An 11,213-nucleotide genomic window follows, 5' to 3' on the forward strand; every position below is an offset into this window, starting at 1 on the left:
TTATCAGAATAAAGGTAGTAAATAAGTATGAAATAGATTATTTTTGAAACCATGGATTTTCCTGTAACATTTCATATTTTCGGTCAAACAATTCTTGCGCATCCTCTTTTTGAGGCTGTCGGGATGTTTTTGGGGATGCGATTTTATTTTTACCTTAAAAGAAAATCTAAGGAGAAATTATCATTCAATACTTCTGCTGCGGTTTTGATCGGAGCTACTGCAGGGGCTTTAATTGGTTCCAAGCTTATTGGCAATCTGGAAAGTCCGTATGCTTTATTTGAAAATTTCAGTATTAAGAAATTCTGGTCCAATAATACGATTGTCGGGGGCTTAGCCTTTGGTCTTCTGGGAGTTGAACTCGCGAAGAAAATAGTAGGTCATAAAGAAAGTACGGGAGATCTGATTGTTTTTCCTCTGATGTTTGCAATAATCATAGGAAGGGTAGGATGCTTTCTTACAGGGATTTATGAGGAAACCTATGGGGTACCCACCAATTCAATCTTTGGGATGCATTTGGGAGATCAATATTTGCGGCATCCGGTTGCGCTGTATGAAATCGGGTTTTTAATTGTTCTATGGATAGGTTTACAATATATTCAGACCTGGAAAAAATATCCACCAGGATTTCTTTTCCAGGTCTTTATGCTAAGTTATTTTACGTTCAGATTCTTTCTGGATTTTATAAAACCGAGAGTAGAAATCGTAGGAAATCTGGGAACTATTCAGATTGTTTGCATTAGTGTAATTATTTACTACATTTATATTATTAAAAATACCAGATCTCTGTATTTAAAATATTCAAGATGAAAACTTTAACCATTTTAGAAGTAGGTGATTTAACCGGAGTGGTCGTCATGATCGTCGGGATGATTATCTTAGGAGCACTTTTTATTTCTCTGGTGGTCACTTTTGTTGCTAAAATAATTTACGAATGGAAAGGTGACCGGAAATTCAGCAAAAAACAATTTATACAAACCATGTTGATATGTCTTTTAATCTGTGGATTGATTAGCGGATATATTTGTGGGGGAGGATTTTAAAAGTTTAATTATGCCAGTAAGAAATTATACCTATTACGATTATACAATCAGTCTTTGCCCGGAATGTCTTAAAAGAGTCGGCGCAAAGATTATTATCGAAGATGAAGCGGTTTTTATGACCAAAAGATGTCCTGATCATGGCTTTTTTAAAACAAAAATTGCCTCTGACGTACATTATTATAAAAACATAAGAAACTACAATAAAGCTTCCGAGATGCCCGTTCATTTCGGGACTGATGTAGAATACGGATGTCCTTACGACTGTGGACTTTGTGTAGATCATGAGCAACACAGCTGTCTTTCGATTGTGGAAGTTACCGACCGTTGTAACCTGACTTGTCCTACTTGCTATGCGATGTCTTCTCCGCATTATGGCAGTCACAGAAGTCTGGAAGAAATAGAAGCGATGTTTGATACCATTGTGAGAAACGAAGGAGAGCCGGATGTGGTCCAGATTAGTGGGGGAGAGCCTACGATACATCCTGAGTTTTTTAAAATAATGGATATTGCAAAGTCAAAACCCATTAAACACCTGATGCTGAATACCAACGGAATCAGAATTGCCAATGATCCGGGATTTGCAGAACAACTGGCGACTTATGCTCCGGAATTTGAAGTATATCTCCAGTTTGATTCCTTCAAACCTGAAGTTCTGGAAGATTTCAGAGGCAAAGATCTTACGGCTGTCAGAATGAAAGCCCTGGAAAAATTAAATGAACTTAATCTTTCCACAACGTTGGTTATCGTCCTTCAAAAAGGGAAGAATATAGATGAAATCGGAAAGATTATCGAATTTGCCCTGAAACAGAAATGTGTTAGAGGAATTACTTTTCAACCAGTGGAAATTGCCGGAAGAAACAGGGAAGATTCTGCTCATGAAAAAATAACCTTAACGGAAGTAAGACAGGAAATTCTGAATCAATTCCCATTATTAAATTCTGATGATATTATTCCGGTTCCGTGTAATCCGGACGCTTTGGCGATGGGTTATATTTTAAAACTTCAGGGTGAAATTATCCCTTTGACCAGATATATCAATCCTGCCGATCTTCTGAATAATGAATCGAGAAATACAATTGTTTATGAACAGGATAAAGGCCTTCATATGCAATTGCTGGATATATTCAGTACCGGGATTTCTGTAGATAAAGTACAGCCAAAGGTTAACCAGTTACTTTGCTGCCTTCCGGAAGTCATTGCTCCGGATCTGGATTATGACAATCTGTTTAGAATTATTATCATGAACTTTATGGATGCTCACGATTTTGATGTAAGAGCCGTAAAAAAGTCCTGTGTTCATATCGTCAACAAAGACCTGAAACTAATTCCTTTTGAAACCATGAATCTTTTCTACAGAGATGATAAGAAAAGTTATCTTGAGGAATTAAGGAAAGAAGATAAAGTACTGTTTTAGCCCCATGGGAGTAAGTCTTATTTTTTACCACAGATGACACAGATTTTCACAGATGATCGCGTTTGAGCTACTATTAAAGTAAAATAAATTTGTGATATCACCTCAATCTGTGATGAGAGTTTTAAATAAAAAAGCGTGAAATCTGATTTCACGCTTTTTCTATCTTTAGTTCACAACTTTTACTTTGCTTCTTTCACGCTATCGAAAGCCATTACGTCTTCCAGTGTTTTCATGTATTCATACGCTGTAAGGTCAAACTTTACAGGGACGATAGAGATGTAGCCATTGGCCAAAGCCGTTTCATCAGCATCTTCAGATTCATCCATATTGTTGAAGTAACCTGTCAGCCAATAATACTTTTTGCCGTGTGGGTTTACCCTTTCATCAAAGCTTTCTTCCCATTTTGCATGAGCCTGCTTGCAAACTTTTACTCCTTTTATTTCTTCTGCAGAAAGTTTAGGGATATTGACATTCAGGACAATTCCTTTTGGCATTGGGTTTTCCAGCGTTCTTTTTACAATATTCTGAATATATTCCTTAGCCTGAGTAAAATCTGCTTCCCAGCTGAAATCCAGTAATGAAAATCCGATGGCAGGAATTCCTTCTACACCAGCTTCAACAGCGGCAGACATCGTTCCTGAATAGATGACATTAATGGATGAATTGGCTCCATGATTGATTCCGGAAACAACAATATCCGGTCTTCTTGTAAGAATTTTATCAAGAGCCATTTTTACACAGTCAACGGGAGTTCCGCTGCACGAAAAATCAGTTTGTGGGCCATCCAGATTTACTTCTTCGTAACTTAAGGTAGAATTTATCGTAATAGCATGACCTTTCCCGCTTTGAGGAGAGTCTGGAGCTACAACAATTACTTCTCCTATTTCATTCATAAAATTGACAAGATTTCTGATACCGGGAGCTGTAATTCCGTCATCATTAGTAACCAGAATAAGTGGTCTTTCCATAAATTATTTTTAATTTTTTAATTCAAATACAGTGCTGTATGCCCATCTTTAAAATGGGACAATAAGAATTTTCAACACATCAAATGTAGTTAAAAATAAGCTGCTATAAAACAGATTATTTATGATAATATGAGGTGAGTTAAAACTAAATACAACTGTATTTCAATCAAAAAAGACTGCCGAAGCTTAAAAATTTTATGTAAAAATCTGTTTTTAGACCAGGAACTTTACTTTTGAATTTTTAAAAATGAAATAGGATCTCTTCCTGTAAAAGATGGCCCGATATTAAACTTTGCTTTTAACAAGGTAACCCCTAGTCAAGAGGTTTTCTACCTGTAATGATGTTGTAAAGAACAACAATAATAGCAATGACCAGAAGAACATGAACCAGGTAACCTGTACTGATTCCGGGTATAATTCCCAACATTCCTAAAAGCCATACAACAATACAAATGACTGCGACTAACCATAATAAACTTCTCATAATGATATTTTTTTAAAGTTATCTGATGAATTACCTGCATATTTTATGCCTTTTTGGATTATAATTAGTTTTTGTGGTATCTGTTTTAAAATTTTAACGAAAATTAAACTTTTTAGTAAATCATTTGAAAAGTAGATAATTATTTTTCTTATCTTTCAATAAATGCTTTGATTATCGGCTAGAACAGAAATAAGATTTGTTATTTACAAATCTCTTCCAATAAAAAAGATCAAAACTGCCTGATATTTGTAAATAAGGTATTAAATTTGATCGTTTGTAACGACCCGGTAGTTCTTGCTACTAATTACAGTACGTATTTTTTAAAAATTAATAAATAAAGACAGTTTATGTGGAAAAATTTCAAACTGAATAAATTTTTACTACTAATTCCATTAACCAGTCTAATGTTTTGTTTCAACTCGCCAAAGAATGACGATGAAAAGATGCAAACAATAATGGTGAGCGTAAAAAACACACTTTCTTATCTTCATTATAGCCCGAAAACTATTAATGATGCTTATTCGAAGGACGTTTATAAGCATTATTTTGAGTTAGTAGATCCCGCTAAAAGATATTTCCTTCAATCTGATATGGATGAGTTCAGCAAGCATGAAACAAAGCTTGATGACTATATTGGGCAAGGAGACCTCTCATTCTACAAAGTTACAATAGACAGGCTTTACCAGAGAGTTGATGAAATTGATAAAATTACTCAGGATATCCTGAGCAAGCCTATTAATCTTCAGGAAGAAGAGAATCTTACTTTAGAACCAAAGCTTAAAAAGGTACCTGCCAATAAGCAGGAACAGTATAATGAATGGAAGAAGTTTATTAAATACAACATTCTTCTTGAAATGGAATCTATGAACAGCAAGGAAGAAGCCCAAAAGGAAAAGAAAGATTCTGTTCAGAAATATAAATTAAAAGACACGATTAAGTTTAAGGCGCTTAGTCAGGATGAGAAGCTTAAAAAAGCGACAGATGAAGTGAAAGATCTTGTAAAAGATACATTCACAAGATTCAAAAAGAGAAAGAAAATGGATTGGTTTACAGTGTATATGAATGCCTACACAGAGGTATTTGATCCACATACCAATTATTATTCTCCAAAAGATAAAGAAGATTTTGATACCCAGTTTACCGGTAAAGTAATTGGGATTGGTGCACTTATTCAGGAGAAAAAAGGAAATCTTTTTCTGGGAGCTCTTACGATCGGAGCACCAGCCTGGAAGTCTAAGCAGCTTTCTGAAGGCGATAAGATTTTGAAAGTGAAATCTAAACCAAAAGATGATGCTGTAAACGTTGTGGGAATGCTTTCTGATGAAGCCGTAAGACTCATCAGAGGAGAGAAAGGAACTCCTGTTACCCTGACAGTTCAGAAAAAAGACGGTAGCATCAAGGATGTAACCATGATCCGTGAAGAAGTTGCTATTGAAGATACTTTTGCAAGAAGTATTGTAGTGAATGCTCCAAACGGAAAAAAATACGGGTTTATCAACTTACCTAGCTTTAATGCTGATTTTGAAAATGCAAAAGGAAGAAATGCTTCTGATGATATTAAAAACGAAATTGTAAAGCTTAAAGCACAAAATATCGAAGGTATTATTCTTGACCTTAGAAATAACGGCGGAGGTTCTTTAACGGAAGTAGGCGATATTATGGGACTTTTCATGGATGCAGGACCTTATGTTCAGGTAAAAGATGGAAACGGGAAAATACAGACCTTAAAAAACAAATATGAGACTCCGATATGGACAGGTCCTCTTGTGATTATGCAAAACGAACTGTCGGCATCAGCTTCGGAAATCTTAGCCGGAGTAATGCAGGATTACGGAAGAGCAATGATTATAGGGTCGCCACAATCTTTTGGGAAGGGAACTGTTCAGACCTTTGTGGATTTGAACAGATTCTTAAATACGGAAGATGATTTCGGATCTTTAAAATTAACGATTCAGAAGTTCTACAGAATTACCGGAGAATCTACCCAAAGAAAAGGAATTGTTTCAGATATTCAGATGAAAGATTTCTTTACCTATGCAGAAGTAGGAGAGAGATATGATGATTATGCGCTGGCTTGGGATAAAATTCCGCCAACAAAATTCGAGAAACTGAACTATTTCAATATCCAGGCTCTTGAAAAAGCAAGTGCCGACAGAATGGCCAAAAACAGCAATTATCAATTATTGCTGGAATCAGCTCAATGGAGAGAAAAACTGGACAAAGAAGAAAACATTACTTTGAATATCAATAAATTCAATGAAGTGATGAAGCATAGAAAGGCTCAGATTGAAAAGTTTAAAGTTCTGACAAAATTTGAGAACGGACTTCAGTTTACGATGTATCCGAGTGAAGTTGAAAGAGAGAAAAAAGATGAAGCGTTCAAGAAAAAATCTGAAATGTGGATCAAGAATCTGAAAAAAGATCTTTACCTGCAGGAAGCAATGAATATTGTATCAGAGATGGGAACAAAATCATAAAATAAAAAAGACCCGCTAACGAAATTAGCGGGTCTTTTTACAGAGTAAATTGATTACTTAATTTCTACACATCCTACTCTTCCTCCTGCATTTCCAGTTGGCTGAGTATGGAAATCGTCTGCCGCAGCATGTAAAATAAGACCTTTTCCGATAATGTTTTTAGAATCATCTGTACAACCAAGACACCATTTGTCAGTCTTGAAAGTAAGCGTTGCTTTACCACTTTGGTCAGCTACCAGATTTCCTATATCTCCCATATGGAAGTGTTCTGCACCCCATTTTCCGTGATCATCTTTGCCTGGGTTCCAGTGTCCGCCTGTAGATGTTCCGTCTGCTGCTGAACAGTCTCCTTTTTCATGAATATGTACGGCATGAATTCCAGGGGTAAGGTTCATCACATCAAGCTTCATAACGACTTCATTTCCCTGTTGGGTAAACTTGGCCGTTCCTTCCGTTTGAGTTCCACTCTTGGCATTTACGGAGTACGTTTTTGTTGTTCCACATGAAGCGGCCAAAAATGCGCAACCTGCCAGTAATGCTAATGTTTGTACTTTCATTTTTTAAATGATTTTATAGTGATTTGATGTTAAATTTAAAAAAGATTTTCCAAAGCGCTTTATGATTTCAGTCTTTTTTTCAGAAGTTACTTGAAAGGAGAGTTTAGATTGAGGCAATTTAATAGGCGTATTTCGAACGGTGAGGGTCATTAGTAATTGTTTTGTAAGGAGTGAAAAATTGTTTATTTTTAGCTTGCTGGCAAATAAGAAAATTTAAATAAAGTATGTTATCTGAAGAATATAAAAGAGTAGTAATTCTACATGCATTCATTAATGAAGAAAAGCATCAGGATCTTTTAGACAGATATTTAAATGCATTTTCTGAAGATTTTAAAGCGAATATTCTTAAGTACAGAAGATGGCAGGATGCTCAACTTTCTCTACTGGGGAGGATCCTTTTGCGGCATGGTTTAAATACCTACTTTCATCTGGCAGAATTTGAAGTTTGTACATCATCTAATCATAAACCCTATTTAAAAGAGAACCCGGTTTATTTTAATATATCGCATTCCGGGGATCTTGTAGTGTGTGCAATTGCTCAGTTTCCCATAGGAATTGATATTGAATTTTTAGACAGGAATATTAATTATCTCGATTTCCGATTTCAAATGACGACGAATGAATTTGAGGAAATTCAACATGCTGAAGATAAAATCGGGAGTTTTTTTACATATTGGACGAGAAAAGAAGCCGTTATAAAGGCTCATGGTGATGGGATGATGATTCCTTTGAATTCTTTTGAAATTTTAAATAATGAATGTGAAATTGATGGAAATAAATTCTTTATAATGGATGTTCTTGTGGATAATAATTACCAAATTAGTCTGGCGTCTACAGATAAAAATATTAAAAATATGGTACCTTTTTTTGTCCCTTATAAAATTTGAGTTAATTGAAAATTACCTCTTGTACCGCCTATTATACCGATGAAATCCAAATGCTTAAAGTAAAATAAAAAGTCCTTATGCAGTGATAAAAGCTGCAAATTTTGCGGATTTTTTTTTGCACATTCAAAATTAACATATATCTTTACTCGGAGAAAAAAATTATTTTAAACACTAAAAAACATTTACAAATGATGAAAAACGTATGTGTGCTGATTACTTTCGGCATCAGTATGCTTTCCTTTGCACAGGTTGGCATTAAGACGGATAAGCCTTATCCCAGTGCAGACCTTGAACTAGGTTCAAACGACAAAACTTTAATTTTAAACAGAGTTCTTAACACCAGTGCCATTGCCAATCCCGTTGATGGGATGATGATTTATGATAGGTCTGAAGAATGTGTAAAAGCATATCAAAACAAGAAATGGTCAAAATGCCTTGGTAAAGGTCTCAACAGCAGGAGTGCCATAAGCTCTATTTCTTTGTCATGTAGTTCTGCGACAATCTCACCTGCTCCAACTTCTGGAAAAACATATAAAGGAACCTTAACTATTCCTTATACCGGAGGAAATGGAAGCTCTTATGAAAGTCAAATAGTCAAGACCAATGGTTTGAGTGCTGTATTACCTGCAGGAATGTTTTCGCAGGGCAGCGGAAATCTGCAGTATTCGGTAACGGGTACGCCTGATCAAACGGGAAACATAACTTTTAACGTTAATGTTGTTGGAAATACCTGTTCAGTTGCTTCCCGGTAATCCGATAGAAATATGGGTGGCAGGTTTCAATTAATACATTTTTAATATCTAATTCATGCATTTTATTGAATGCAGAAAGTAGAATTTGCCTTTTGCAGGCAGGTTTCTGATAATTACGGAGGTATTAGTAATTCATTAGAGCATATTTTATAAAACACAGTTGAACCTATCTACCTGGCTTTTCTATCCTATTTTCATGGCAACTTCGTTGAGGAAATATTTTATAGACAAATTTTAAAACCACAAAAAAAATTCAAAAATGAAAAAAAAATTATTACTAACAGTCTTTTTTTGTTTTAGCATTTACTTGCTAGCACAGGTTGGGATTAATCAACCTAATCCAAATCTCAGTGCTGATCTTGAATTGGGATCTACAAACAAAAGCTTACTATTAAACAGAGTTCCCAACCCTGGCGTAGTAAAAAATCCGATTAACGGTATGGTGATTTACGATGTGTCAGAGCAATGCGTAAAGGCTTATCAGGGAGGAGCATGGTCAAAATGCTTCTGGAAAGATAATCCCAATTTTGCACTAACCTGTGGCTCTGCTGTATTTTCACCCGCTACTGCAACACAAGGACAACTTTATAATGGGACGCTAACAATTCCCTACACCGGAGGAGACGGAAGTGCTTATCCCGGGCAAACTGTTCAGGCTAATGGATTAACCGCCACCTTAGCACCCGGAACATTTGCTGTAGGTCCCGGAACATTACAATTTACAGTTACAGGTTATCCGATTAGCTCGGGAAGTGCAGTTTTTAGTATTACAGTGAATGGTAGTACCTGTTCTGCAATCTCTCTTCCGGTAAATCCTGGAACACCAGTGATTCCGACAAATATTACCATTGAAGGTAGATATTTTATTGCTTCAATTTATGATCAGGACTATTCACCATTTACGCTTCCAACTGGACCGGCGACTACGGCAAGACCTGTTGCAGCCGATGGAATCAATGATACACTGGTAGATCTTCAGGGAATTATCCCTACATCAGGCCTTACCGTTTATATTCCTGCTACAGCCACCGGAAGTGGAACTGTCGGAGCATGGAGCCAAACTATAAATATCCCTGCAAATCTTACTGAAGACGGTATTTCCAGAAATATCACTCTTTCATGGAACTCGCAGTCTTATAATGCCTCTACTAAATCGATAACGGCAACTCTAAAATCTGAAGTAGGCACATTAAATGCCCGTAAGCTGGATGTAAATGCCGGAATTGGAAATGATTACCTGGGAGTATTGCTGGGAAGATTTGTGCTGCCAAATTCCGGAGCTCAGAAAGGATATGAGGTTCGTATTATTGCAGCTATCCCTGATAGAATGTTTAATGAACCGGATGTTCAGGGTAACTTTAATCATAATTTCCTTTATCTGCCGGTACAGGGTGAAGATAATAATGTATGGCTGAATCATAACTTAGGAGCAGATTATACTGATATCAACAGTCCTAATTTTAATCTTGGACAAAAAGCAACTTCTTCATCAGATTACCGTGCTTACGGATCGTTATTCCAATGGGGAAGAAGACCGGATGCACATGAATTGATTAAATGGACAGGGCCTAATAACGGAACTCCTGTAAACGGAATAACCGGTACGAAAAGCGATGTTCCTGCTAATCCATTATTTATAGCTGTAGGAGGCGATTGGAGAGTAAATCCGAATTCGAATTTATGGGATAATTCAACTTCAACGAATAATCCATGTCCTATCGGATTTAAAGTTCCTACAAGAGCTCAATTGTCCAGCTATCTGGATGCCAATGTAATCAATGGATCATCCGGAGCTTCATCAAATAAACTTGGACTCACGGTTCCTGGAATACGTGATGCCGGACAGGGAACACTTTCATCCATATATACCGGACAACAAGGATTTTACTGGAGTAGTTCAACTGATGCCGTTGCTAATCCTGCCGCCTATGTTCTTCAGATTCCAACATTTGGAACTGCTAATACTACCAGCGGATCTACGAAATCACAAGGAAATTCAGTTCGTTGTATTAAAGAGTAAAAGTAAAAATTGACATATATCCATTGAGTAGCTGCCAACATTTGTTGGTAGCTATTTGATAGATTAAATAATTATTAAATATGTAAAGACAAGATTGTGATTGTAAGAAAAAGTTGCAATATTGGAGTATTCCTTTTTTTTAAAAAAACACTTAATAGATAAAATAATCATCTTTTTCTTGATGATTTCGGGTTTGCTGTACGCTGCTTTGAAATCTATTCAATCTGGTCTTATATCCTTATATGTAAATTTTAAATAATGTTAATATAAAAATAGGCATTGCTATTATAAGTAAAATGCATATTGAAATGTTATTGAGAAAGACACCAAACAAAAAAAATTATTTCTTTCCTGATGAGGTGAGTCTTTATGGTTTGTGGGCTACGGATGTATGTCTTAAAATCAGTTCCTAACTTAATCTCATGTAACTTTTTCACCTTGTAGCTTCTTGTTGGCAAGCCTCGTTATTCATCTTTTATAAAAGTAAAGTTCTTCAGATACGGTATTCTCGTTATGCCTGGGATATTTGAATGGACGAACATTTTACATAGCTGAATGAATAAGAAATGTACCTACACCTAACCTAACCTGATATCCTTTCGGATATATTTTCT

The 11,213-nt window shown here is 35.9% G+C and carries 10 protein-coding genes; 7 read left to right on the forward strand and 3 right to left on the reverse strand.

Annotation, left to right across the window (positions count from 1 at the left end):
* Positions 1-51 precede the first annotated feature (51 nt).
* Genes EG342_RS05425 through EG342_RS05435 form a run of 3 tightly spaced genes read left to right on the forward strand, consistent with a single transcriptional unit; the run spans position 52 to position 2,454 of the window.
* Positions 52-807, forward strand: a complete 756-nt coding sequence (locus tag EG342_RS05425) for a prolipoprotein diacylglyceryl transferase (protein WP_103288743.1) — start codon at positions 52-54, stop codon at positions 805-807.
* A complete protein-coding gene (locus EG342_RS05430) occupies positions 804-1,040 on the forward strand; it encodes a hypothetical protein (RefSeq protein WP_103288744.1) in 237 nt (78 codons plus the stop codon). Before EG342_RS05425 ends, EG342_RS05430 begins: the two co-directional genes overlap by 4 nt.
* Before the next feature lie 10 nt (positions 1,041-1,050).
* A complete protein-coding gene (locus EG342_RS05435; RefSeq protein ID WP_103288745.1) occupies positions 1,051-2,454 on the forward strand; it encodes a radical SAM protein in 1,404 nt (467 codons plus the stop codon).
* Positions 2,455-2,633: 179 nt separating this feature from the next.
* Here the strand turns inward: EG342_RS05435 and surE are convergent, their stop codons facing one another.
* Positions 2,634-3,422: a 5'/3'-nucleotidase SurE gene (gene surE, locus EG342_RS05440; RefSeq protein ID WP_103288746.1), complete on the reverse strand. Its 789-nt coding sequence runs from the start codon at positions 3,420-3,422 to the stop codon at positions 2,634-2,636.
* A gap of 313 nt (positions 3,423-3,735) precedes the next feature.
* Positions 3,736-3,906: a lmo0937 family membrane protein gene (locus tag EG342_RS05445; protein WP_027372130.1), complete on the reverse strand. Its 171-nt coding sequence runs from the start codon at positions 3,904-3,906 to the stop codon at positions 3,736-3,738.
* A gap of 347 nt (positions 3,907-4,253) precedes the next feature.
* Between EG342_RS05445 and EG342_RS05450 the strand changes: the two genes are divergently transcribed.
* Positions 4,254-6,383, forward strand: a complete 2,130-nt coding sequence (locus EG342_RS05450; RefSeq protein ID WP_103288747.1) for a carboxy terminal-processing peptidase — start codon at positions 4,254-4,256, stop codon at positions 6,381-6,383.
* Positions 6,384-6,436: 53 nt separating this feature from the next.
* On the opposite strand, the gene EG342_RS05455 is transcribed toward EG342_RS05450, so the two are convergent.
* Positions 6,437-6,940, reverse strand: a complete 504-nt coding sequence (locus EG342_RS05455; protein ID WP_103288748.1) for a superoxide dismutase family protein — start codon at positions 6,938-6,940, stop codon at positions 6,437-6,439.
* A gap of 224 nt (positions 6,941-7,164) precedes the next feature.
* Here EG342_RS05455 and EG342_RS05460 point away from each other — a divergent pair, with 224 nt between their 5' ends.
* The 3 genes from EG342_RS05460 (at position 7,165) to EG342_RS05470 (ending at position 10,599) form a co-directional block, all read left to right on the forward strand.
* Positions 7,165-7,827 carry a 4'-phosphopantetheinyl transferase family protein gene (locus tag EG342_RS05460; RefSeq protein ID WP_103288749.1) on the forward strand — a complete coding sequence of 221 codons (663 nt, stop codon included), beginning with the start codon at positions 7,165-7,167 and terminating at the stop codon, positions 7,825-7,827.
* A 188-nt stretch (positions 7,828-8,015) separates the two neighbouring features.
* Positions 8,016-8,579 carry a hypothetical protein gene (locus EG342_RS05465; RefSeq protein ID WP_123868035.1) on the forward strand — a complete coding sequence of 188 codons (564 nt, stop codon included), beginning with the start codon at positions 8,016-8,018 and terminating at the stop codon, positions 8,577-8,579.
* 259 nt (positions 8,580-8,838) lie between these two features.
* Positions 8,839-10,599 carry a fibrobacter succinogenes major paralogous domain-containing protein gene (locus EG342_RS05470; protein WP_103288751.1) on the forward strand — a complete coding sequence of 587 codons (1,761 nt, stop codon included), beginning with the start codon at positions 8,839-8,841 and terminating at the stop codon, positions 10,597-10,599.
* Positions 10,600-11,213: the final 614 nt, after the last annotated feature.

This window comes from Chryseobacterium lactis (genome assembly GCF_003815875.1).
Classification (GTDB): Bacteria; Bacteroidota; Bacteroidia; order Flavobacteriales; family Weeksellaceae; genus Chryseobacterium; species Chryseobacterium lactis.